This window comes from Providencia sp. NPDC089933 (genome assembly GCF_049545585.1).
GTDB lineage: Bacteria > Pseudomonadota > Gammaproteobacteria > Enterobacterales > Enterobacteriaceae > Providencia > Providencia huashanensis.
In genome coordinates this window covers 48,396-73,006 of sequence record NZ_JBMWDT010000010.1, presented here as the reverse complement: position 1 = coordinate 73,006, position 24,611 = coordinate 48,396, and the positions used below count along the sequence as shown (strand labels likewise).

Sequence of the window (24,611 nt, the reverse complement as noted above, 5' to 3'; positions counted from 1 at the left end):
CTTTTTTAATTACCAAATTTTGATTGATCAATTTTTCTGGTACAGATCTTTATACAAACGGCTTTCGAAGCGCACTAACGGTACACGACGACTGCGTTGTTGGCTCTGTGGTACGGCATAAGCAGAAATAAACTGTACAAATGCTACGCGTTGCCCACTGGCTGTTGTAATAAAGCCGGCTAGGTTATAAACCCCCTGTAATGCACCTGTTTTGGCAGACACTTTCCCATTAACGCCCGCCTCATCAAAACCACCACGATAGCGTAATGTCCCATCATGACCTGCTAAGGGGAGCATAGAGATAAAATCGAGCTGTTGATCGTTTTTAGCGACAAACTGCAAAACTTCCATCATCGTTGCCGGGGTGATTAAATTATGGCGTGATAACCCTGAGCCATCGACCATGACAGTATTGCCAAGATCGATCCCCGCTTTTTGTTTCAAAACTTGCCTTACGGCATCAGACCCTGAGCGCCATGTTCCTGGAACACCATAATATTCGCGACCAATGGTACGAAAAACGGTGTCGGCAATCATGTTATCGGATTTCTTTAACATTACTTTCAATAAGTCATGTAAGGGCTTAGATTCTGTTTTGACTAACACTTGTGATTGAGCTGTTGGCTGAGTCCGTTTTTTTATATGACCGACTAATTCGATGCCTGCGGTAGTGAGCTCATTTTTGACAATTGCCCCTGAGTAGCTAGCTCCATTTTGCACCGCAAAAGCGAGAGGTAAGGGGTCACTACGTTGAGTAAGGCAACCTGTTAAAGTATAGCGATTTAACTCACCGGGTACGACGTCAAGTTCGCAATAACGGGCTTCGGGAGAGCCTTTTGCCAATGTTTTGACTTCACTGAACATGTTAACAGGATAAAAACTAGCTGTTTTGATAAAGGCAAAATCACCTGCTTTTTCAGCAGGGTATAGGGATACAGAAAAACAATTGCGGTCGATAATAGCGGCAGCAGGTGGCGCACTGAAGCATTGGGTCATATCATTCCATACCCAGCCAGGTGCTTTATCGTGGCTGGTAAATGCGGAAATATCGACGATCAAATCCCCATCAATTTTTTCGATCCCTAGCTGTTTTAACGCATTTGCCATGTTCCGAATTTGCTGGCGAGTTAACGTTGGGTCACCACTGAAGCGGATGACTAAGTCACCTGTCAGTGTATTGTTGCTCAGTTTTGCACTCGTTTCAAAATTGGTAACAAAACGGTAATCTGGCCCCAATTGCAACAATGCTGCAAGTGCCGTCACCACTTTTTGGGTGCTCGCTGGAAGAGCCATTTGCTGGGCGTTATAATCAATTAATGGGGTATTACTTCCCACCGTTTGCGCGACCAGAGCAAGGTTAGTGCCGTCAGGTAGATACTGCTTGTATTCATCAATTGGGATCGCCAAAGCTTGGCTACTGGCTAGGGTGATCCCTAAAGTGATTATCCATTTTCTGGTTAAAGTTAATAATGACATATATTTCACGCATTAGGGTGGACATACAGCACATACTAAAGTGTAATGCCTAATAAAGTAAACGGTGACCCGCTATTAAGTCTCAGTTAAAATAGCGTACATTATGATAAGATAAATGAGTACATAAGTCTGATTGAGTTTTTTTACCTAGAACACCCCCCTGTTATACAGAGGTGTTCGGTGTGCTGTTGTTACAAAATCAGGAAGATACTTATTTTTAGATAGGATTGAACCGAGGTATTTATTAATGAAACAGATCCCGATGACAGTACTTGGTGCGGACAAACTAAGAGAGGAACTGGAGTTCCTGAAATCTGTTCGCCGCCCAGAAATTATCGCCGCAATTGCTGATGCGCGGGAGCACGGTGATTTAAAAGAAAATGCAGAATATCATGCGGCTCGTGAGCAGCAGGGCTTCTGTGAAGGCCGTATCCAAGAAATCGAAGGTAAACTTTCTCACGCACAAGTGATTGATGTAACCAAAATGGTTAATAACGGTCGAGTGATCTTTGGCGCAACAGTGACAGTATTAAATGTTGATACCGACGAAGAGCTAACGTATCGTATTGTTGGTGATGATGAGGCTGATATTAAAGTTAATCTGATTTCAGTCAATTCACCAATAGCACGTGGTTTAGTCGGTAAAGAGGTTGACGATGTCGTCTCAATCAAAACCCCAGGTGGGGATGTAGAGTTCGAAATTCTTAAAGTTGAGTATATCTGATTCCTATTTTACTGAATTGGTTATATTATTTCCCCGGATTTAAAGAAAAAGGCCGCAGGCGGCCTTTTTCAACATATAAAACATGCTTTCAATGGCATTTTTATATAAATGATGGGTTATTATTTAGGTAAAATGATTTTGCGATCCGCCGAAGGGCGGTAAATAACAAGAATTTTACCAATGATTTGTACATTTACTGCACCAGTTTCGCGAACAATCGCATCAGCGATCAAATTTTTAGTATCACGGTCTTCGCCTGCGATTTTGACTTTGATAAGCTCATGATGCGCTAGTGAGAGTTCAATCTCAGCTAAGACACCTTCGGTTAAACCGTTGTTGCCAATCATAACGACAGGGTTTAAGTGATGAGCGAGACTTTTTAGGTGCTGAATTTGTTTTTTATTAAGATTCATCGATTTTTTGCTTGGTTAGTATTGAAAATGGCTTATTCTACCGCCATCTGATATCTATCACCATCAATTATATCTGTTCGATGGTAAAGAAGCAGCAACATAGGTGTAGATCTTTTAGTATAGTTGGAAGACACAATGGCCAATAAAAAACGTTCGGCAAGCTCAAGTCGCTGGTTGCAAGAACATTTTAGTGATAAATATGTTCAGCAAGCACAAAAAAAAGGGCTACGCTCACGTGCATGGTTTAAACTGGAGGAAATCCAGCAAGGTGATAAAATATTTAAACCAGGTATGACCGTTGTTGATTTAGGAGCAGCCCCTGGTGGTTGGTCACAATATGTTGTCAGCCAAATAGGTCATAATGGGCGTGTTATTGCTTGTGACTTATTACCGATGGACCCAATCGTTGGCGTTGATTTCCTTCAAGGGGATTTTCGTGACGAGGCAGTGCTCGCCGCTTTGCTAGAACGAGTAGGCGACAAAAAAGTACAGGTGGTCATGTCAGATATGGCCCCAAATATGAGTGGGACACCTGCGGTCGATATTCCTCGCTCTATGTATCTGGTTGAATTAGCATTGGATATGTGCCGTGCTGTATTGGCGCCTGGGGGGAGTTTCATTGTTAAAGTGTTTCAGGGAGAAGGCTTTGACGATTACCTTAGGGATATCCGCTCCCTGTTTACGAAAGTAAAAGTTCGTAAACCTGAATCTTCGCGGGCACGGTCACGTGAAGTATACATTGTAGCGACAGGGCTAAAACTATAGTACCCTGAGCGTTATTTGTTAACACAGTTGTAATATGAGGTTAATCCCTTGAGTGACATGGCGAAAAACCTGATTCTCTGGTTAGTCATCGCAGTTGTTCTGATGTCCTTGTTCCAGAGTTTTGGCCCAAGCGATTCGAATAGTCGCAGAGTTGATTATTCTACGTTTATCAATGAGTTAGCCCAGGATCAGGTACGTGAAGTTCGTATCACAGGTCGTGAACTGAACGTCAGAAAGGCTGATAATAGCCGCTATACAACTTATCTTCCTATGCAGGATGAGAAGCTGTTAGACACCATGCTGAATAAGCATGTGACTGTCGTTGGTGAACCACCAGAAGAACCTAGCTTACTGACATCTATTTTCATTTCCTGGTTCCCAATGCTTCTGTTGATTGGTGTCTGGATTTTCTTTATGCGCCAGATGCAAGGTGGCGGCGGCAAGGGGGCAATGTCATTCGGCAAAAGTAAAGCCCGCATGTTGACGGAAGATCAGATAAAAACAACATTTGCAGACGTTGCAGGGTGTGATGAAGCGAAAGAAGAAGTCGGTGAAATCGTAGAGTTTTTACGTGAACCTGCTCGCTTCCAGAAACTTGGCGGTAAAATTCCTAAAGGCGTCCTGATGGTAGGGCCTCCTGGTACAGGTAAAACACTACTTGCAAAGGCTATTGCGGGTGAAGCAAAAGTCCCATTCTTTACTATTTCCGGTTCAGACTTCGTGGAAATGTTTGTGGGGGTTGGTGCTTCTCGTGTTCGTGATATGTTCGAACAAGCGAAAAAAGCTGCGCCTTGTATCATCTTTATTGATGAAATCGATGCTGTCGGTCGCCAACGTGGTGCAGGTTTAGGTGGTGGTCACGATGAACGTGAACAAACCCTGAACCAGATGCTAGTTGAAATGGATGGTTTCGAAGGTAACGAAGGTATTATTGTTATTGCCGCAACTAACCGTGCAGACGTACTTGACCCAGCGTTATTACGTCCAGGTCGTTTTGACCGTCAGGTTGTTGTTGGCTTGCCAGATGTTCGTGGCCGTGAGCAAATTCTGAGAGTGCATATGCGTCGTGTTCCTATCGACCCAAGTGTTGATACTTTCATCCTTGCTCGTGCAACCCCTGGTTTTTCTGGAGCAGAATTAGCCAACCTAGTGAACGAGGCGGCATTGTTCGCAGCTCGCGCAAATATGCGTGTCGTTTCTATGGTCGAATTTGAAAAAGCTCGTGATAAAATTTGGATGGGTGCTGAGCGTCGTTCTCTGATGATGACTGAAGAACAAAAAGAATCAACGGCTTACCATGAAGGTGGCCATATGATTATCGGTCATTTAATGCCAGAGCATGACCCTGTTCACAAAGTCACAATCGTTCCACGTGGTCAAGCGCTGGGTGTGGCATTCTTCTTACCAGAAGGTGATGAAGTTAGCCGTAGCCGCTTAAAACTGGAAGGGATGATTGCGACAGCATATGCGGGTCGTATCGCAGAAGAACTGATTTACGGGCGAGATAAAGTCACCACGGGTGCCTCTTCTGATATTCAGTTTGCAACGAATACAGCGCGTAACATGGTGACTCAGTGGGGCTTCTCAGACCGTTTAGGTCCAATGCAATACTCAAAAGAAGAAGGCCCTGCATTTTTAGGTCGTTCTGCGGGTAATGGTTCAGGTATTTCTGATGAAACAGCGCGTATTGTTGATGAAGAAATTAAGAAAATCTTAGACCACTGCTACCAATTGGCTTATAAAACACTGGAAGACAATATTGATATTCTGCATGCAACGAAAGACGCATTGTTGAAATACGAAACTATCGATATGCCAATGATTGATGATTTAATGAATCGTCGTCCAGTACGTGAACCAGCAGGTTGGGATGAGGACAAAAAAGTCAGTAACGTGACTGGAACATTTGGCAAAGGTGCGTCAAATGGCGATAAAGTTGCTGATAAACCTCAAACTGAAGAACCAAAAAATAATGCTGAAGAGCCAAGCAACAATACTGATGAATCAAACCCATCAGACAATAACGATAACAAGCCACAATAAGTTATCGGAAAAGTAAGGTAATCGAGAGCCCCAGTTCGCTGGGGTTTTTTTCGTTAAGGAAAATAACAATGCAAATCAAAGCGAGAGGCAGTGTCCTTGATTTATCCACACCGCAAGTGATGGGGATTCTGAATGTTACTCCTGATTCGTTCTCAGATGGTGGCACTCATAATCGTTATCATGATGCATTAGAGCATGTAGCTAGGATGGTGCAAGAAGGGGCAACCATTATCGATATTGGTGGTGAGTCAACTCGTCCTGGGGCAGCTGAAGTTTCTGTTAGCGAAGAACTCGATAGGGTGATCCCTGTAGTAGAGGCTATTGCCCAACGTTTTGATGTGTGGATTTCTGTTGACACTTCGAAAGCGCAAGTGATGTCTGAAGCGGCAAAGGCAGGGATGCATATGATTAATGATATTCGCTCACTTCATGAGCCGGATGCATTAGACGTTGCTGCTCAAACTGGGTTACCTGTGTGTATTATGCACATGCAAGGCCAGCCACGAACAATGCAAGCCGCCCCAAATTATGAGAATGTTGTGCGTGAAGTTAAAGACTATCTAGAGGCTGAAATTGCACGTTGTGTGAATGCTGGAATCGATAGGCAGCAAATTATCCTTGATCCAGGCTTTGGGTTTGGTAAAAACTTGTCGCATAATTATCAATTATTGGCAAACTTAGAACAATTTCATAATTTCGGACTACCGCTATTGGCTGGTATGTCACGTAAATCTATGATTGGGCAATTATTGAATGTTCCACCTCAAGAGCGTCTCGCAGGCAGCCTTACTTGCGCAGTTATTGCTGCAATGCAAGGAGCGCACATCATTCGAGTTCATGATGTCAAAGAAACAGTGCAAGCGATGCAAGTGGTACAGATGACTCTGTCAGAAAAGGAAAAGTAAGCGTATGAGTGAGCGTAAATATTTTGGTACCGATGGTATCCGTGGCAAAGTGGGTGATAGCCCAATTACTCCTGACTTCGTTTTAAAATTAGGTTGGGCAGCAGGGAAAGTCCTTGCGCGTCATGGCTCACGTAAAATTATTATCGGTAAGGATACGCGTATTTCTGGTTATATGCTGGAGTCTTCTCTAGAAGCTGGGCTAGCGGCCGCTGGGCTATCAGCATCTTTTACAGGGCCAATGCCGACGCCAGCGGTGGCTTATTTAACACGTACTTTCCGCGCTGAAGCGGGGATCGTTATTTCCGCTTCCCATAACCCTTATTATGATAATGGCATCAAATTCTTTTCAATTGATGGGACTAAGTTACCTGATGAAGTCGAAGAAGCCATTGAAGCTGAAATGGAAAAACCGATCACTTGTGTCGAATCAGCAGAATTGGGTCGCGCTAATCGGATTGTAGACGCTGCTGGGCGTTATATTGAGTTCTGTAAAGGGACGTTCCCAAATGAGCAAAGCTTATCCAGCCTAAAAATCGTTATTGACTGTGCTAATGGTGCGACTTATCACATTGCCCCCAATGTATTTCGTGAGTTAGGTGCGGAAGTCATTACTATTGGTTGTGACCCGAATGGGATCAACATCAATGAAGAATGCGGCGCTACTGATGTTCGACAACTACAACAAAAAGTATTAGAAGAAAAAGCAGACGTCGGCCTAGCGTTTGATGGTGATGGTGACCGTATTATCATGGTTGACCATATGGGCGAAAAAGTGGATGGCGACCAAATCTTATTTATTGTCGCTAGAGAAGCTCTACGCCAAGGTCAATTAAAAGGCGGGGTAATCGGTACATTAATGAGCAATATGGGCTTAGAAATAGCCCTGAAACAGTTAGGCATTCCATTTGAACGAGCTAAAGTGGGTGACCGCTATGTGCTCGAAAAATTACAGGAAAAAGGCTGGCGCATGGGCGCGGAAAACTCAGGCCATGTAATTTTACTGGATAAAACCACCACGGGTGACGGTATTGTTGCTGGCCTACAAGTTTTGAGCGCTATGGTACGTAACCATATGAGTTTGCATGACTTATGTAGTGGTATGAAATTATTACCTCAAGTGCTGGTTAATGTTCGGTTCAAAGGCACACACGACCCTCTACAAAATGAGGGGGTTATTGCTGCTAATGAAGAAGTTGAAAAGCAACTGGCAGGTAAAGGCCGCGTGTTACTCAGAAAATCGGGTACAGAGCCGTTAATTCGTGTCATGGTTGAAGGCGAAAATGAAGCGGATGTAACTGCAATGGCGAATCGTATTGCGGATGCAGTTAAAGCCGCAGGTTGATTGTAATAAATAAAGCTGAGCAATATTTCGAAAATTTGTTGTTTTTTTCCGCAAATAATCGATAGAGTTTAAAATAGACTTGCTTGTCGGCTCAGCTTTGGGTAGTATTCGCACCTGCTCAATCCTGTAAGAGTGTCCTTTTGCGGGGAATTGGGCGGGTGTGCAGTGATAAAGGTCATAGCATTAGGCTATGCACCGTAACTGAATAGGTAACTCAAATGTACATAGCTCTTTTAATTATTTTCCTGCTAGCAGCTATCGGGCTTATTGCTCTGATTATGTTACAGCAAGGTAAAGGTGCTGACATGGGTGCATCATTCGGTGCGGGTGCTTCTGCAACACTGTTTGGCTCATCGGGTTCAGGTAACTTCATGACTCGTATGACTGGAATCTTGGCTGCTGTGTTTTTCATCATCAGTTTAATACTTGGCAATATGACTGCAAATAAGTATGGAACTGGTAGTGGTAGTAAGTGGGAAAACATTAGTGAACCTGCGAAAGTCGAGCAACCAACAGACGTGCCGGCAGCACCAGCTACACCAACGAGCGATATTCCTCGTTAAGTGTTAAAGATTCCGAATGAAGGCAGTTATTGTCATCATTAAGTAGTAAGCTCAGAAATGAGTAAGAAGTTAAAAATTTGAGGTTATTGATTTTAAATTGATAACCTCGCCTCAGTGCCGAGGTGGTGAAATTGGTATACACGCTACCTTGAGGTGGTAGTGCCTACAAAACGGGCGTACGGGTTCAAGTCCCGTCCTCGGCACCATTATTTTGATAGCTTGTAGTTTACGAGTTATCAGTGTAGAATATGTCACGTTTTCGAACGCGGGATGGAGCAGCTTGGTAGCTCGTCGGGCTCATAACCCGAAGGTCGTCGGTTCAAATCCGGCTCCCGCAACCATTTCTTATTCAACATACCTTGTCAGTATCGTAGTCAGAGTTGTTGTCAGATGTAGCAATCAAGTGTAGTTATCTAATAGCTCCCAAAATTTCTCATCGATTTCTCTAGACTTTGCAGGTATAATAAGAATATGGTGAACCCGTGCACTACAGGGTCCAGTTGCATAAAGCCCCGAATTTCGGGGTTTTTTGTTATTTGACAATCGAATTAACTGGGCTTTTATAGCCCTTTTTTTATGTCTGGGGGTGGGCTTGTCCACATTAGAACAGCAATTAACAGAGATGATTTCAGCACCTGTGGAGGCGCTAGGCTTTGAATTTGTTGGCTTAGAGTTTGTCCGTGGTCGCACATCGACACTGCGTGTCTTCATTGATAGTGAAGAAGGCATCACTGTTGACGATTGTGCTGATGTCAGCCATCAGGTTAGTGCAGTATTGGATGTCGAAGATCCAATTTCTGTTATTTATAACCTTGAAATATCGTCACCTGGGCTTGAGCGCCCATTATTCACAGTCGCTCATTACGAGCGTTTTGTTGGTGAAGAGGTGGCGTTAACTTTGCGTATAGCAATGCAGAACCGCCGTAAATGGCAAGGAATTATCAAAGCCGTAGACGGTGAAATGATTACGGTTACTGTAGATGGTAAGGATGAGGTGTTCGCCCTCGGCAACATCCAGAAAGCTAACTTGGTACCCCACTTTTAATAAAGTTCAATGAGGCAACTAGGATGAATAAAGAAATTCTGGCTGTTGTAGAAGCGGTTTCTAACGAAAAATCCCTCCCTCGTGAAAAAATCTTCGAGGCTCTGGAAACGGCATTAGCGACGGCAACCAAAAAGAAATATGAGCAAGAAATCGATGTTCGTGTTGAGATTGACCGTAAATCCGGTGATTTTGATACGTTCCGTCGTTGGTTAATTGTCGATGAAGTGACAATGCCAACTCGCGAAATCACATTAGAAGCAGCGCAATACGAAGACCCTGCACTGCAACTAGGTGAGTATGTTGAAGACCAGATCGAATCTGTTGTGTTTGACCGCATTACAACACAAACTGCAAAACAAGTTATTGTTCAGAAAGTTCGTGAAGCTGAACGTGCTATGGTTGTTGACCAATTCCGTGAGCAACAAGGCGAAATTATCACTGCTCAAGTGAAGAAAGTTAACCGTGAAAACATCACGTTAGACTTAGGTAATAACGCTGAAGCGGTTATTCTGCGTGAAGATATGTTGCCACGTGAAAACTTCCGCCCAGGTGACCGCATACGCGGAGTCCTGTATGATGTCCGTCCTGAAGCTCGCGGCGCACAACTTTTTGTTACGCGTTCTCGCCCGGAAATGTTGGTTGAATTATTCCGCATTGAAGTGCCTGAAATTGGCGAAGAAATTATTGAAATTAAAGCCGCTGCGCGTGATCCAGGTTCTCGTGCAAAAATCGCTGTAAAAACTAACGATAAACGTATCGACCCAGTTGGTGCTTGTGTTGGTATGCGTGGTGCGCGAGTTCAAGCCGTTTCTAGTGAGTTAGGCGGCGAGAGAATCGATATTGTGTTATGGGATGATAACCCAGCTCAGTTCGTTATTAATGCAATGGCTCCGGCTGATGTTGCATCTATCGTCGTCGATGAAGACAAATGCACGATGGATGTTGCCGTAGAAAGCAGTAACTTGGCACAAGCAATAGGGCGTAACGGTCAAAACGTTCGTCTAGCTGCTCAGTTGCTGAAAAAACACCGTGGTGATGACAAATGGGAACTGAATGTCATGACCGCAGAAGAGCTAAATGCAAAACATCAGGCAGAAGCACATGCTTCTATTGATACATTCACCAAGCATCTTGATATTGATGAAGAGTTCGCCACTGCACTTGTTGAAGAAGGCTTCTCTACGTTAGAAGAACTGGCTTACGTGCCTATTAATGAACTTCTGGAAATTGACGGTCTTGATGAAGATACCGTTGAAGTTCTACGTGAAAGAGCGAAAGCTGCCCTCACCACAATTGAGTTGGCTCAAAAAGAGAGCCTAGGTGATAATCAGCCAGCAGAAGATTTGTTGAATCTTGACGGTATGGATCGTACTCTTGCCTATAACTTGGCTACTCGTGGAATCTGTACACTGGAAGATCTTGCTGAGCAGGGCATCGACGACCTGATTGATATTGAAGGTCTGGATGATGAGAAAGCAGGTACGCTCATCATGGCCGCACGTAATATTTGCTGGTTCGGTAACGATGCGTAAACACTGTAGCAGGAAGGAACGGCATGACAGAAACTGTAAAAACATTGGCAACGGAAATTCAAATCACAGTTGATCGCCTGGTACAGCAATTTGCTGAAGCAGGGATCAAAAAAAGTGAGAATGACTCTGTTAGCCAGTCAGAAAAAGAAGCTTTACTGAACCACCTAAACCGCGAACAAGGCGGGGCGGCGGGTCAGCCAAGTAAGTTAACACTACAACGTAAAACTCGTAGTACGTTGAGTGTTCCGGTCACCGGTGGCAAAAGCAAATCGGTAAATGTTGAAGTCCGCAAAAAACGCACTTATGTGAACCGTGACGCTGAAGAAGCGAAAGCGGAAGAGCAGGCACAGCGTGAAGCGGAAGAGCAGGCACAGCGCGAAGCTGAAGAACTGGCACAACGTGAAGCACAAGCTAAGCGATTAGCAGAAGAAGCTGCAAAACGCGAAGCAGAAGCAAACGCAAAACGTGATGCCGAAGATAAAGCAAAACGTGAAGCAGCAGATAAAGCTACGCGCGAAGCAGCGGAAAGAGAAAAAGTGAAACCAAGCGAAAATCATCAAAAAGCAGGCAAATCGTCTGAAACTAATGCCGACAAACAACGCCGTGAAGCTGAAGCTGCAGAGCTAAAACGCAAAGCTGAAGAAGAAACTCAACGTAAAGTTGAAGCAGAAGCGCGTCGTGTTGCTGAAGAAGCCCGTAAAATGGCTGAAGAAAATGGCGAAAAATGGACGGCTGAAACTAAAACTGAAGAAGACAGCGATTATCATACAACCACTTCTACGCACGCTCGTGCCGCTGAAGATGAAAATGATGCGAAAGAAGAAGGCCGTCGTTCTCGTAACCGTACCGCTAAAGCACCTCGCCAGAAAAAAGGTAACAAGCTTTCAGAGAAAGCTGATCGCGAAGAAGAGCGTGCAGCAGGTCGTTCAGGTCGTACTAAAGGTAAACAACGTAAAGGCAGTTCCTTACAGCAAAGCTTTACTAAGCCAGCTGCTGCGGTAAACCGCGATGTTATCATTGGTGAAACGATCACTGTAGGCGAACTTGCTAATAAAATGGCGGTTAAAGGCTCTCAAGTCATCAAAACAATGATGAAGATGGGCGCTATGGCGACTATCAACCAAGTGATTGACCAAGAAACTGCACAGCTTGTTGCAGAAGAAATGGGTCACAAAGTTATTCTGCGTCGTGAAAATGAGCTAGAAGAAGCGGTAATGAATGACCGTGATACAGGCTCTGCATTACAAGAACCACGCGCACCAGTTGTTACTATTATGGGTCACGTTGACCATGGTAAAACGTCTTTACTTGACTACATTCGTTCAACGAAAGTGGCATCAGGTGAAGCCGGTGGTATTACTCAGCATATCGGTGCGTACCACGTACAGACCGATAAAGGTATGATTACCTTCTTAGATACCCCAGGTCACGCCGCGTTTACCTCTATGCGTGCTCGTGGAGCTCAAGCAACGGATATCGTTATCCTTGTTGTTGCTGCCGATGATGGTGTTATGCCACAAACAATTGAAGCTATTCAGCATGCGAAAGCAGCGGGTGTACCAATTGTGGTTGCAGTCAACAAAATCGATAAGCCAGAAGCTGATCCAGACCGCGTCAGAAATGAGTTATCTCAATACGGTGTTATTTCCGAAGATTGGGGTGGTGATACTCAGTTCATTAGCGTATCAGCTAAGAAAGGTACAGGTATTGATGACCTACTGGATGCTATCTTACTGCAAGCTGAGGTTTTAGAACTGAAAGCAGTTTATGCAGGAATGGCAAGCGGTGTTGTTGTTGAATCTTACTTAGACAAAGGTCGTGGCCCAGTGGCAACTATCTTAGTTCAAGAAGGTACACTGAACAAAGGCGATATCGTCTTATGTGGGTTTGAATATGGCCGTATTCGTGCAATGCGTAACGAATTAGGTAAAGAAGTTCAATCTGCAGGCCCTTCTATGCCAGTTGAAATTTTGGGGCTATCAAGCGTCCCATCTGCTGGTGATGAAGCGACAGTAGTTCGTGATGAGAAAAAAGCCCGTGAAGTTGCTCTATATCGTCAAGGTAAATTCCGCGATGTTAAATTAGCGCGCCAGCAGAAATCTAAACTGGAAAACATGTTTGCGAACATGGAAGAAGGTAAAGTTTCTGAACTGAATATCGTGCTGAAAACTGACGTTCAAGGTACTTGTGAAGCGATCACTGACTCTCTGATGAAACTGTCAACTGATGAAGTTAAAATTAAAATCATCGGTTCTGGCGTTGGTGGTATCACTGAGACAGATGCAACATTAGCAGCGGCATCAAATGCTATCATTCTTGGCTTTAACGTCCGTGCAGATGCATCTGCGCGTCGTGTCATTGAAAGTGAAAGCGTTGATTTACGTTACTATTCCGTTATCTATAGCTTGATTGATGAAATCAAACAAGCAATGAGCGGTATGTTGGCACCTGAATACAAACAACAAATCATTGGTCTTGCAGAAGTCCGCGATGTATTTAAATCACCGAAATTTGGTGCTGTTGCAGGTTGTATGGTTACAGAAGGTACCATCAAGCGTAATAACCCAATTCGTGTACTGCGTGACAACGTGGTTATCTACGAAGGTGAGTTAGAGTCTCTGCGTCGCTTTAAAGATGATGTTGCTGAAGTTCGTAACGGCATGGAATGTGGTATCGGTGTTAAGAACTACAACGATGTTCGTGTCGGCGATATGATTGAAGTCTTCGAAGTTATTGAAGTTAAGCGTTCGATCGACGGTTAATTTTATAGATACCCGTAATATCACTTTGTTATAAAGCGAAGCGGGTAAATATCTTCATACTTTATTTTCCATTGGGGGGCTTAGCCCCCCAATTTGTCAGGAGATAGAACAATGGCAAGAGAATTCAGTCGTTCTCAGCGCGTTGCACAAGAAATGCAAAAAGAAATTGCAATCATTTTGCAACGTGAAGTGAAGGATCCTCGCATTGGTATGGCAACGGTTTCTGGTGTTGAACTGTCTAGGGACTTGGCATACGGTAAAGTATTCGTTACGTTTTTAAATATCTCTCATGAAGAACATGAGTCTGATATGGTAAAAGAAGGCATTAAAGCGCTGAATGAAGCTTCAGGTTTTATTCGTTCTTTATTAGGTAAAGCCATGCGCTTACGTGTTATTCCTGAACTGACATTCTCTTATGATAGTTCTTTGGTTGATGGTATGCGTATGTCTAACCTCGTTTCGAATGTCATTCGCGATGATGAAAAACGTCGTGCTGATGCAGATGATAAAGAGGAAAAATAATGGGGCGTCGTCGTAGCGGCCGTGATATCGACGGTGTAGTGCTGCTGGATAAACCTACGGATATTTCTTCTAATGATGCGCTGCAAAAAGTGCGGCGCTTTTTTAATGCTAATAAAGCTGGGCATACAGGGGCGCTTGATCCGTTAGCAACAGGTATGTTGCCCGTTTGCCTTGGTGAAGCAACGAAGTTTTCCCAATTTTTACTCGATTCAGATAAGCGTTATCGTGTAGTAGCTCGTTTAGGTCAACGTACTGATACATCGGATTCTCATGGCGAAATCATCAGCGAGCGTAACGTTGAGTTTACGCCGCAACAGTTAGATGACGCCTTAGCGTTTTTCCGAGGCGATACACTGCAAGTACCTTCGATGTATTCCGCATTAAAACACCAAGGTCGTCCATTGTATGAATATGCACGTAAAGGGATTACGGTTGAGCGTGAAGCCCGCCCAATTACTGTGTATGAACTACAGTTTATTCGTTTAGAAAATAATGAGTTAGAACTGGAAATTCATTGCTCGAAAGGGACTTATATTCGTACTATTGTTGATGATTTAGGCGAAATGTTAGGCTGTGGCGCTCATGTGATTTATCTACGGCGTATTCAAGTCGCTAATTACCCATATGAGCGCATGGTAACATTAGAGCAATTAGCCGCTTTGCGGGCACAAGTAGATGCAGGAGAAGGTTCTTTTGAATCATTACTGGATAGCTTGTTATTGCCAATGGATACCGCAGTTGTTCATTTCCCAGCTATCAATATTACTGAAGAAACAGCGGCTTACTTTAAACAGGGTCAACCTGTTAGGGCGAATGTTGAAGGTCTCATTGAAGGGGACATGGTCCGAGTGACTTGCGGTGAAGAGCAGCGTTTTATCGGTATTGCTCTGATTAGCGAAGATGGCCGTGTGGCACCAAAGCGTTTGGTTGTGGAAAATGAACAATCCGCATAGTGGCGCTTATTGCTTTGCTGTTATAAGCAGCGTAGAATAGCGGCGCTTAATCTTGAGATGCTAAATTAGAGATTGGCTCTCATCACTTACATTAATCATTTTGGAGTTTATTATGTCTCTAAGTAATGAAGCGAAAGCTAAAATCGTTGCTGAGTTCGGCCGCGGTGAAAATGACACTGGTTCAAGCGAAGTACAAATCGCTCTGCTGACTGCACAAATCAACCATCTGCAAAGCCACTTTGCAGAGCACAAAAAAGATCACCACAGCCGTCGTGGTCTGTTGCGTATGGTTGCACAACGCCGTCGCTTACAAGCTTACTTGAAAGGTAAAGATATCGCACGCTACACTGCTCTGATTGAGCGTTTAGGTCTGCGCCGCTAATCTTACTCTAGATAATTCCAGTTGCGGCTAGGCGACCAATGAGTGAGTGGCTAGGAATGTACATCAGTATGTGACTAGTACGAGTGAGTGTAGTCAACAACGTTGCAACTTGAAGTATGACGAGTAGAGTCAGTTTCAGAGAAAAGGGGCCACAGGCCCCTTTTCTTCTAAAAGTTATTTTGAAAGTTGAAGTAATACTCGAATTGTTCTTAACTTAAATGTTAAGCTATGGTTTGTAATTAGTTGTTTTAATAATGCCTCTTCGCTACATCCGATTCGCGCGGCTAATGAGAACATTGATGACTTGAATATCAATCTTCTCATTAGTCGCGAGGCTGTAGGAAGAATAAGCCAATGCTATCCGAGATGCTCAGATAGCCTTACAAAAAGGGTAATATTGTGTTAAATCCTATTGTTCGTAAATTCCAATATGGTCAACATACCGTTACGATTGAAACGGGAATGATGGCGCGTCAAGCGACAGCCGCTGTTATGGTTAACATGGATGACACTGCGGTATTTGTTACTGCGGTTGCTCAGAAGAAAGTTAAAGAAGGTCAAGATTTCTTCCCTTTAACTGTTAACTATCAAGAACGTACATACGCAGCAGGCCGTATCCCAGGGAGTTTCTTCCGTCGTGAAGGTCGTCCTGGTGAAGGCGAAACGTTAATCGCACGCTTAATTGACCGTCCACTGCGCCCTCTGTTCCCAGAAGGTTTTTTAAACGAAATTCAAATCATTGCTACAGTTGTGTCTGTTAACCCACAAGTTAACCCTGACATCGTTGCGATGATCGGTGCATCTGCAGCTCTTGCGCTGTCTGGCACGCCATTTAATGGCCCAATCGGTGCTGCTCGTGTTGGTTTTATCAATGACCAATATGTTCTTAACCCAACAGCTGATGAGCTGAAAAACAGCCGTTTAGATTTAGTGGTTGCAGGTACCAATAACGCGGTCTTAATGGTTGAATCTGAAGCTGACTTGTTAAGCGAAGAACAAATGTTAGGTGCGGTCGTATTTGGCCACGACCAACAACAAATTGTTATTCAAAACATCAATGAGTTGGTCAAAGAAGCAGGTAAAGAAAAATGGGATTGGCAGCCAGAGCCAGTTAACCAAGCATTAAATGACCGCATTGCGGCATTAGCAGAAAGCCGTATGGGTGATGCTTACCGCATTACTGAGAAACAAGAACGTTACGCGCAAGTTGATTTAATCAAAGATGAAGTCATTGCTACATTAGTCGCTGAAGATGAAAACGTTGATGTTTCTGAAGTTGCTGATATTTTAGGTAACTTAGAAAAACAAGTTGTACGTAGCCGTGTTATCCGTGGTGAACCTCGTATTGATGGTCGTGAAAAAGACATGGTTCGTGCACTTGATGTGCGTACCGGTGTTCTGCCACGTACTCATGGGTCTGCATTGTTCACACGTGGTGAAACTCAGGCACTGGTAACTGCAACTTTAGGTACAGAGCGTGATGCACAGGTTATCGACCAGCTAATGGGCGAATACACTGACCGTTTCTTATTCCATTATAACTTCCCTCCATACTCTGTTGGTGAAACTGGTATGGTAGGTTCACCGAAACGTCGTGAAATTGGTCATGGTCGTTTAGCGAAACGTGGTGTGTTAGCTGTAATGCCAGATCACGCAGATTTCCCATATACTGTCCGTGTTGTATCTGAAATTACTGAATCTAACGGTTCATCATCTATGGCTTCTGTCTGTGGCGCTTCACTCGCATTAATGGATGCAGGTGTGCCAATTAAAGCTGCTGTTGCTGGTATTGCAATGGGGCTGGTGAAAGAAGGTGACGATTTTGTTGTCCTATCTGACATTTTAGGTGATGAAGACCACTTAGGTGATATGGACTTTAAAGTTGCCGGTAGCCGTGATGGTATCAGTGCACTGCAAATGGATATCAAAATCGAAGGGATTACCAGCGAAATTATGCAGGTTGCTTTGAACCAAGCGAAAGGCGCACGTTTGCACATCTTGGGGACGATGGAACAAGCTATTAATGGTCCTCGCGAAGAAATCTCTGAATTTGCACCACGTATCTATACGATTCGTATCAATCCAGACAAAATTAAAGATGTCATCGGTAAAGGTGGTTCTGTCATCCGTGCATTAACGGAAGAAACAGGCACTACGATTGAAATCGAAGATGATGGTACAGTGAAAATTGCTGCAACTGATGGTATCAAAGCGAAAGAAGCCATTCGCCGTATTGAAGATATTACTGCTGAAGTTGAAGTTGGTCGTATTTACCCAGGTAAAGTGACTCGTATCGTTGACTTTGGTGCATTCGTTGCTATTGGTGGCGGTAAAGAAGGTCTAGTACACATTTCTCAAATCGCAGATAAGCGTGTTGAGAAAGTGACTGATTATCTGCAAATGGGTCAAGAAGTCCCAGTTAAGGTATTAGAAATCGACCGTCAAGGCCGTATCCGCCTTAGCATGAAAGAAGCGGTAGCAACTGAGGAACCAAGTTCGCAACCTCAGGACTCAGCAGAATAAGTTGACCTAGCTGCGCTCTATTTGTTTAGAGCGCTATCAGCCTAAATTTGCTGAAACCATAATTTGTTGTAAATGCGTGGTAATGTAAGGGCGGAGTATGTTGAACAGTATCTGTCTTCGGGTAAGAGATTATCGCACGTTACCGCGTGTGCTCTTGGCGCTTATCTTTTTTGTTATTATTGGATGTAGCAGCAAAGATTGGCGAAAGAACGAGGTTTTTGCCGTTCCACTTCAACCTTCATTGCAACAAGAAGTGATATTGGCTCGTATGGAACAAATCCTTGCGAGCCGGTCTTTAACCGATGACGAATACGCACAGCTTTTATATGAGCGCGGTGTGTTGTATGATAGTCTAGGTTTAAGGGCGCTGGCGCGTAATGATTTTTCAACTGCGTTAGCCATACGTCCTGATATTCCTGAAGTTTTTAATTTTTTAGGGATATATTTTACGCAGGCAGGGAACTATGATGCTGCCTATGAAGCGTTTGATTCTGTTTTAGAGCTTGATCCAACTTACAATTTCGCGCGGATGAATCGTGGCATCGCTTTATATTACGGTGAACGGTACAAACTAGCGCAGGATGATCTGCTGGCGTATTATCAGATAGATCCAAATGATCCTTTTCGTGTTTTATGGCTTTATCTTGTAGAAAAAGACATAGACCCGCGTACGGCACAAGATAATCTTGCTGCTCGTTACAACCAAGCGGAGAAAGGGCAATGGGGCTGGAATATCGTAGAATTCTATCTTGGCAATATCAATGAAACAACATTGATGGAGCGTTTGAAAGAAACGTCTACGGATAACACTTCGCTCGCTGAGCATCTCAGTGAAACTAACTTCTATTTAGGTAAGCATTACCTAAGTCTGGGGGATAAGAATAGCGCAGTTGCGTTATTCAAACTGACGGTAGCTAACAACGCTCACAGCTTTGTTGAACACCGCTATGCATTGTTGGAATTGGCGCTGTTAGGCCAAGAACAAGACGACCTTTTAGAATCGGGCCAGCAATAGCTGACGAACATTTCATGATTAATTTTTAAGTCATCATCCCTCGGGGTGACGGCCTATTTGTTCGTTTAATAAACACAATTTGAGCCAGTTCACATTTTAAATGAAAATGACCGAAATGATTTTCGCATGGTTATGTAAACTGGCTGCCATTATGTATGAGGCACCTTTACATGACTACTGAGACCGATATTTCTTTTGCTGATTTAGGTTTATCAGCATCTATTTTGACAGCACTGAACGACCTGGGATACGAAAAACCATCACCAATCCAGCAACAATGTATTCCATTGTTAATGGATGGTAACGATGTATTAGGTATGGCACAAACCGGTAGTGGTAAAACCGCTGCATTTAGTTTGCCATTACTGCAAAACATTGACCCAGATTTAAAAGCTCCGCAAATTTTAGTTCTGGCACCAACTCGTGAGTTGGCTGTTCAGGTAGCTGAAGCGATGAGCGATTTCTCTAAACATATGAGCCGCGTTAACGTCGTTGCTCTATACGGTGGCCAACGTTATGACGTGCAATTGCGCGCGTTACGCCAAGGTCCACAAATCGTTGTGGGTACACCTGGCCGTCTTCTTGACCATCTGAAGCGTGGTACTTTAGATCTTTCTAAATTAAAAGGCTTAGTCTTAGACGAAGCTGATGAAATGCTACGAATGGGCTTTATTGAAGATGTTGAAAACATCATGGGCCAAATTCCAGCAGAGCACCAAACCGCATTGTTCTCTGCGACAATGCCTGAGCCAATTCGCCGTATTACGCGTCGCTTTATGAAAGAACCTAAAGAGATTCGTATTCAGGCAAGCATTACCACACGTCCTGACATTGCTCAAAGCTACTGGACTGTTTACGGTATGCGTAAAAATGAAGCGTTGGTTCGTTTCTTAGAAGCAGAAGATTTTGATGCGGCGATTATTTTCGTCCGTACTAAAAATGCAACATTAGAAGTCGCAGAAGCATTAGAGCGTAACGGCTATAACAGCGCAGCGCTGAATGGTGACATGAACCAAGCTCTGCGTGAGCAGACATTAGAGCGCCTGAAAGATGGTCGTTTAGATATCTTGATTGCGACTGACGTGGCAGCTCGTGGTTTAGACGTTGAGCGTATTAGCTTAGTCGTTAACTATGATATCCCTATGGATGCTGAGTCTTATGTTCACCGTATTGGTCGTACTGGCCGTGCAGGTCGTGCGGGCCGTGCCTTACTGTTCGTTGAGAACCGTGAGCGTCGCCTGTTACGTAACGTTGAACGTACGATGAAACTGACTATTCCTGAAGTTGAACTGCCAAATGCAGATTTGTTAAGTCAACGTCGTCAGGAAAAATTTGCTGAAAAAATCCAGCAACAATTAGAAAGCAGCGATTTAGACCAATATCGTTCACTGTTAGCGAAAATGTCTCCATCAGAAGATGTTGATATGGAAACTCTAGCAGCAGCGTTACTGAAAATGGCTCAAGGCGAACGCGCCCTGATCCTACCACCAGATGCACCTCGTCGTCCGCGTCGTGAATTCAACGACCGTGATGAGCGCCGTGGTGACCGTCGTGACCGCAATAGCAATGGTAATGGTTTTGACCGTGCAGAGCGTGGGGAGCGTGGCGGTCGTCGTGAGCGCCGTGATGTTGGCGATATGGAAATGTATCGTATCGAAGTTGGTCGCGATGACGGTGTGGAAGTTCGTCATATTGTTGGTGCGATTGCTAACGAAGCGGACATCAGTAGCCGTTATATTGGTAATATCAAACTGTTTGGTACTCACTCAACCATTGAGTTACCAAAAGGTATGCCAAGCGAAGTGTTAACTCACTTAAGCCGTGCACGTGTATTAAATAAACCAATGCAAATGCAACTGATTGGTGATGCACAACCGTTTGAGCGTCGTGGCGGTGGTGAGCGTCGTGGTGGTCCTCGTCGTGAAGGTGGTAGCGAGGGAGGTTTCGGTGCAGGTCGTCGCAATGACCGTGGTGGTGAGCGTCGTAGCAACGGTGGTGGTGAACGCCGTGGCGGTGGTAACCGTGGCAATGCAGCACCTCGCCAAGATGGTACTAATGCGGCACCTCGTCGTCGTAGCAGCAGCCATAACGCGTAATAGCTAGGTTTTGGGGAGTTTAATCCCAATAAAACGAAACCCGTACTTTGAAGTGCGGGTTTTTTTATTAGTCATTTTTATTTAAGTATATAGTGGCAATAAAGCGCTTTTTCTAAATCTTGTGCTGTGCTAATAAAAAGTAGGATAACGACGTTATTTGTTTGCTTATCAAATTCATATAAACAGCGATATTGGCTAGTTATATCGATTCATTCTCGAATAAGTAGACCATTATCGGCTAACATTTGATTTGGGCGATAAGGTTTAGGATCTTCTGATGTTGCTTTTACGGATGATAGAAGTAGCTCATCAACAAACGCTGCAGCTTGAATACTACTCATAAAATTGATTTTTAAACGATTCTACATCCTGTAGTGACCATAATGCAGTTTCTGCGAGGGTGACCGTATATGGTTGTTCCATCACAATTTCCTTTCATTATTTTCTTGCTGCACGTAATTTTTCTAGCGCTTCTTCTGGTGATAAGGTTCTTTTATTTTTAACATCATCTTTTGCTGCCATCACCAATTTTAGCAGTGCATTTGCTTGGCGCTCTCTTTCTCTTTCTTTTAGCTCTATTTCACGTTCCACACTAGTTTGAATAAAAAGCTCAGACTGCCCATTTTTTGTTACAAAAACGCCCCCCTTAAAGAGCTCAGGGTTACCAAGGCCTTCACGTGCTGCTTTTTGCGACATTGTATTAGATATATTTTGTTCCTATAAATGGTGAACACACAACACGGAATACAGAATAACGTATTGTGTGTTTTTTGAACTTATGTTTCTGATTATAGAAAAATTGTTTTGATGTACAAATTTATTATTAATTTATACACCAAGTGCATGTGTGAGAAGTCGAAGAGCCATTTAGACCAAACCCAATGCCTCTTTTAGTGGTTTGAGGTAACGGCGGCTAACGGGGATGCGTTCGCCAGAGCTAAGTACTAACTCGGCTTGCCCACTATCGCCAAATAAAATTTCATTTAATTGGGTCATATTGACTAAGTATTGGCGATGGCAGCGCACTAGCGGTGTACGAGTTTCTAAGGTGCGTAATGTGAGTTCAGTAAAGCCTTCTTGCCCTTGTGTACTCATGACGTAGACGCCACTCAAACGAGAAGTTGCATACAATACTTCATCGAGTTTCATCAAATAAATACGGCTATGACCAGTACACGGAATAAATTTAAGTGGTTCATTATTACCCAGTAGCTCAAGGTTTTGTTTTTGTTTACCTTGACGGAGCCGGCTTAATGTTTTCTCCAATCTTTCTGGCTCAAGGGGTTTTAATAAATAATCAAAAGCATGTTCTTCAAAAGCCTGAATAGCAAATTCATTAAAAGCGGTTAGAAAGACAATATAGGGGCGGTCTTCAGGATCTAACATGCGCACCATTTCAAGGCCAGTTAAGCGCGGCATTTGGATATCGAGAAAGACCACATCAGGCTTTTTTTTATGGATTATCCCAATAGCTTCTATCGCATTGGCACATTCGCCAATGATTTCAATATCATCGTGTTCTTCGAGGAGGCAACGGACGTTTTCCCGCGCAAGTGGTTCATCATCAACAATTAATACATTCATAGGGTTACATTATCATTATTATGGTGCCGCCAAATACGGTAGGCGGATTTTCATTCGTGTGAATTTTTCTGGCTCATGCTCTACGCTAATGCCGTATTGTTCGCCATATTTTAAACGCAAACGTTTATCGACCAAGCCCATCCCTAAGCCATCACTTTGCTTCGCAGATTGGTAGAGCCCTGCGTTGTCTTCAATTTCAATATAGACGTGTTCGCTACCGATATAACTACGTATTGTAATATATCCCGTCTCTAATAACTGTGAGGTGCCGTGTTTAATTGCGTTTTCAACAAGAGGTTGTAAGGTAAATGCAGGGAGTTCAACATGTTTAACTTCCTCTGGAATGTCGATGTAAATCTGTAAGTTTTCTTGAAAACGAGCTTTTTCTATTTGTAAGTAAGCATTGATATGTTCAATTTCTTCTCCCAAAGTGGCATTTTGTTCCGGACGTTTTAAGTTATTACGGAAAAAGGTCGAAATATATTGCACTAATTGCCCCGCTTGTTGGCTGTCTTTGCGGATCACGGCCTGCAACGTGTTGAGTACATTAAATAAAAAATGAGGGTTTACTTGGGCATGGAGCAATTTTACTTCTGATTGTAGCAGCGATTGTTTATTGCGTTCGTATTGCCCTGCCAAAATTTGAGCTGAAAACAAGCTGGCAATCCCTTCACCTAATGTACGGTTGATTGAGCTAAATAGGCTATTTTTGGCTTCATAGAGTTTTATGGTCCCAATCACTCGGTCATTTTCGCCTCGTAGGGGAATGACGAGTGCCGAGCCAAGTTTACAAGTTGGGCTGAGGGAACATTTATACGGTGTTTCATTCCCATCGGCATAGACAACCTCATTATTATCAATGGCTTGTCTTGATTGTGTCGATGAGATTGGTGTTCCAGGTCGGTGGTGGTCTGCCCCAATACCAATAAAGGCGAGTATTTTTTCGCGATCGGTAATGGCAACAGCTCCAATTTCCAGTTCTTGGTAAATAATTTTGGCAACTTTCATGCTGTTATCCGCATTAAAGCCTTTACGTAGAATACCTTCGGTCGTTAAGGCAATTTTAAGGGCCTGTGCGGAAAAAGCGGTGGTGTATTTTTCAACAATTGCGCGTCGGTCGAGTAGAATACGAATAAACATGGCTGCACCAATGGTGTTAGCGACTAACATCGGTGCGACAATACTTCTCACCAGCTCAAGGGCTTCATCGAAAGGGCGCGCAAGTAATAGAATAATCAGCATTTGTAGGACTTCAGCTACAAAAGTCGCACAACTGGCAGTAACTGGGTTAAAAATTTTATTAATTTCGCCACGTTTCATATAGTAACGATGGACTAAGCCACCAATGAGCCCCTCGACAATGGTCGAAACCATGCAAGCAAATGCACTCATCCCTCCTAATGAATAACGGTGTATTCCGCCAGTAAAACCAACGGCAAACCCGACAGCAGGGCCGCCAAGTAGCCCACCTAATACCGCACCAATTGCCCGAGTATTGGCAATGGAATCATTGATATGTAAGCCAAAATATGTCCCGATAATACAAAATACGGAAAAAATCAGGTAGCACATCACCTTGTGGGGTAAGCGGATAGTGACTTTCAATAAGGGAATGACGAGTGGGGTGCGGCTGAGCGCCCATGCGATAACAAGGTAGACGCACATTTGCTGGAGTAGGAGTAATATTAAATCAAATTCGTACATGCTCGTCATATTTCACATTGTGGGGGTGTTGACTTTGTCATCTCGCCCTAGTCACATACTACTGTATGCTCCTAGGGCCTCGTTTCCTCGTCGCCTACCCACAATGCGAACTATTTAGAGCATGGCTCGTCATGTGCACGTTATGGGGTGTTGACTTTGTCATCTCACCCTAGTCACATACTACTGTATGCTCCTAGGGCCTCGTTTCCTCGTCGCCTACCCACAATGCGAACTATTTAGAGCATGGCTCGTCATGTGCACG

Annotated in this window: 21 protein-coding genes and 2 tRNA genes; 17 read left to right on the top strand and 6 right to left on the bottom strand. The window is 43.7% G+C overall.

The genetic code is table 11. The features are described 5' to 3' along the window. Positions 1–27: 27 nt before the first annotated feature. Positions 28–1,476 carry a serine-type D-Ala-D-Ala carboxypeptidase gene (gene dacB, locus ACPEH5_RS14875; RefSeq protein WP_042845749.1) on the bottom strand — a complete coding sequence of 483 codons (1,449 nt, stop codon included), beginning with the start codon at positions 1,474–1,476 and terminating at the stop codon, positions 28–30. A 247-nt stretch (positions 1,477–1,723) separates the two neighbouring features. Here dacB and greA point away from each other — a divergent pair, with 247 nt between their 5' ends. After that, positions 1,724–2,200 carry a transcription elongation factor GreA gene (gene greA / locus ACPEH5_RS14870; RefSeq protein WP_042845748.1) on the top strand — a complete coding sequence of 159 codons (477 nt, stop codon included), beginning with the start codon at positions 1,724–1,726 and terminating at the stop codon, positions 2,198–2,200. Positions 2,201–2,319: 119 nt separating this feature from the next. On the opposite strand, the gene yhbY is transcribed toward greA, so the two are convergent. Further along, the gene (yhbY, locus tag ACPEH5_RS14865) at positions 2,320–2,613 is read right to left on the bottom strand and encodes a ribosome assembly RNA-binding protein YhbY (RefSeq protein WP_004905914.1); all 294 of its coding nucleotides are present in this window, start codon (positions 2,611–2,613) and stop codon (positions 2,320–2,322) included. A gap of 135 nt (positions 2,614–2,748) precedes the next feature. Between yhbY and rlmE the strand changes: the two genes are divergently transcribed. The 16 genes from rlmE to ACPEH5_RS14785 all read left to right on the top strand — a co-directional run bounded on the left by rlmE (position 2,749) and on the right by ACPEH5_RS14785 (position 21,061). Beyond that, positions 2,749–3,378: a 23S rRNA (uridine(2552)-2'-O)-methyltransferase RlmE gene (gene rlmE / locus ACPEH5_RS14860; RefSeq protein WP_004905912.1), complete on the top strand. Its 630-nt coding sequence runs from the start codon at positions 2,749–2,751 to the stop codon at positions 3,376–3,378. A 57-nt stretch (positions 3,379–3,435) separates the two neighbouring features. Next, positions 3,436–5,421, top strand: a complete 1,986-nt coding sequence (ftsH, locus tag ACPEH5_RS14855) for an ATP-dependent zinc metalloprotease FtsH (protein WP_042845747.1) — start codon at positions 3,436–3,438, stop codon at positions 5,419–5,421. A gap of 68 nt (positions 5,422–5,489) precedes the next feature. After that, complete coding sequence (gene folP, locus ACPEH5_RS14850) at positions 5,490–6,326, top strand: dihydropteroate synthase (RefSeq protein WP_048605841.1); 837 nt, start codon at positions 5,490–5,492, stop codon at positions 6,324–6,326. 4 nt (positions 6,327–6,330) lie between these two features. Further along, positions 6,331–7,668 (top strand): phosphoglucosamine mutase, encoded by a 1,338-nt coding sequence (gene glmM / locus ACPEH5_RS14845; RefSeq protein ID WP_048605844.1) that lies wholly within the window; start codon positions 6,331–6,333, stop codon positions 7,666–7,668. A gap of 218 nt (positions 7,669–7,886) precedes the next feature. Next, a complete protein-coding gene (gene secG / locus ACPEH5_RS14840) occupies positions 7,887–8,231 on the top strand; it encodes a preprotein translocase subunit SecG (RefSeq protein WP_042845742.1) in 345 nt (114 codons plus the stop codon). 116 nt (positions 8,232–8,347) lie between these two features. Next, a tRNA-Leu gene (locus ACPEH5_RS14835) sits at positions 8,348–8,437 on the top strand. A 58-nt stretch (positions 8,438–8,495) separates the two neighbouring features. Then, a tRNA-Met gene (locus tag ACPEH5_RS14830) sits at positions 8,496–8,572 on the top strand. A gap of 251 nt (positions 8,573–8,823) precedes the next feature. Beyond that, on the top strand, positions 8,824–9,276 hold the full coding sequence (gene rimP, locus ACPEH5_RS14825) for a ribosome maturation factor RimP (RefSeq protein WP_042845961.1): 453 nt from the start codon (positions 8,824–8,826) through the stop codon (positions 9,274–9,276). A 23-nt stretch (positions 9,277–9,299) separates the two neighbouring features. Next, positions 9,300–10,808, top strand: a complete 1,509-nt coding sequence (nusA, locus tag ACPEH5_RS14820; protein WP_042845741.1) for a transcription termination factor NusA — start codon at positions 9,300–9,302, stop codon at positions 10,806–10,808. Between the two features lie 23 nt (positions 10,809–10,831). Next, positions 10,832–13,570 carry a translation initiation factor IF-2 gene (infB, locus tag ACPEH5_RS14815; protein ID WP_042845740.1) on the top strand — a complete coding sequence of 913 codons (2,739 nt, stop codon included), beginning with the start codon at positions 10,832–10,834 and terminating at the stop codon, positions 13,568–13,570. Positions 13,571–13,681: 111 nt separating this feature from the next. Further along, positions 13,682–14,092, top strand: coding sequence for a 30S ribosome-binding factor RbfA (gene rbfA, locus ACPEH5_RS14810; RefSeq protein WP_042845738.1), 411 nt, complete (start codon positions 13,682–13,684; stop codon positions 14,090–14,092). Then, on the top strand, positions 14,092–15,045 hold the full coding sequence (gene truB / locus ACPEH5_RS14805; protein ID WP_042845737.1) for a tRNA pseudouridine(55) synthase TruB: 954 nt from the start codon (positions 14,092–14,094) through the stop codon (positions 15,043–15,045). The genes rbfA and truB overlap by 1 nt, the downstream gene beginning before the upstream one ends. Before the next feature lie 112 nt (positions 15,046–15,157). Then, positions 15,158–15,427 (top strand): 30S ribosomal protein S15, encoded by a 270-nt coding sequence (gene rpsO / locus ACPEH5_RS14800; RefSeq protein ID WP_004905890.1) that lies wholly within the window; start codon positions 15,158–15,160, stop codon positions 15,425–15,427. A gap of 399 nt (positions 15,428–15,826) precedes the next feature. Continuing rightward, positions 15,827–17,950: a polyribonucleotide nucleotidyltransferase gene (pnp, locus tag ACPEH5_RS14795; RefSeq protein ID WP_048605846.1), complete on the top strand. Its 2,124-nt coding sequence runs from the start codon at positions 15,827–15,829 to the stop codon at positions 17,948–17,950. A 97-nt stretch (positions 17,951–18,047) separates the two neighbouring features. Continuing rightward, the gene (gene nlpI, locus ACPEH5_RS14790) at positions 18,048–18,965 is read left to right on the top strand and encodes a lipoprotein NlpI (protein ID WP_225833090.1); all 918 of its coding nucleotides are present in this window, start codon (positions 18,048–18,050) and stop codon (positions 18,963–18,965) included. 170 nt (positions 18,966–19,135) lie between these two features. Next, positions 19,136–21,061 carry a DEAD/DEAH family ATP-dependent RNA helicase gene (locus ACPEH5_RS14785; RefSeq protein WP_281110875.1) on the top strand — a complete coding sequence of 642 codons (1,926 nt, stop codon included), beginning with the start codon at positions 19,136–19,138 and terminating at the stop codon, positions 21,059–21,061. Positions 21,062–21,270: 209 nt separating this feature from the next. Here ACPEH5_RS14785 and ACPEH5_RS14780 read toward each other — a convergent pair whose 3' ends face one another. The 4 genes from ACPEH5_RS14780 to ACPEH5_RS14765 all read right to left on the bottom strand — a co-directional run bounded on the left by ACPEH5_RS14780 (position 21,271) and on the right by ACPEH5_RS14765 (position 24,349). Further along, positions 21,271–21,402, bottom strand: coding sequence for a hypothetical protein (locus ACPEH5_RS14780; RefSeq protein WP_264403010.1), 132 nt, complete (start codon positions 21,400–21,402; stop codon positions 21,271–21,273). 97 nt (positions 21,403–21,499) lie between these two features. Continuing rightward, positions 21,500–21,769, bottom strand: a complete 270-nt coding sequence (locus ACPEH5_RS14775) for a hypothetical protein (RefSeq protein WP_071548690.1) — start codon at positions 21,767–21,769, stop codon at positions 21,500–21,502. 159 nt (positions 21,770–21,928) lie between these two features. Next, complete coding sequence (gene btsR, locus ACPEH5_RS14770; protein WP_042845734.1) at positions 21,929–22,645, bottom strand: two-component system response regulator BtsR; 717 nt, start codon at positions 22,643–22,645, stop codon at positions 21,929–21,931. An 18-nt stretch (positions 22,646–22,663) separates the two neighbouring features. Further along, positions 22,664–24,349 (bottom strand): sensor histidine kinase, encoded by a 1,686-nt coding sequence (locus ACPEH5_RS14765; RefSeq protein WP_048605862.1) that lies wholly within the window; start codon positions 24,347–24,349, stop codon positions 22,664–22,666. Between the last annotated feature and the right edge of the window lie 262 nt (positions 24,350–24,611).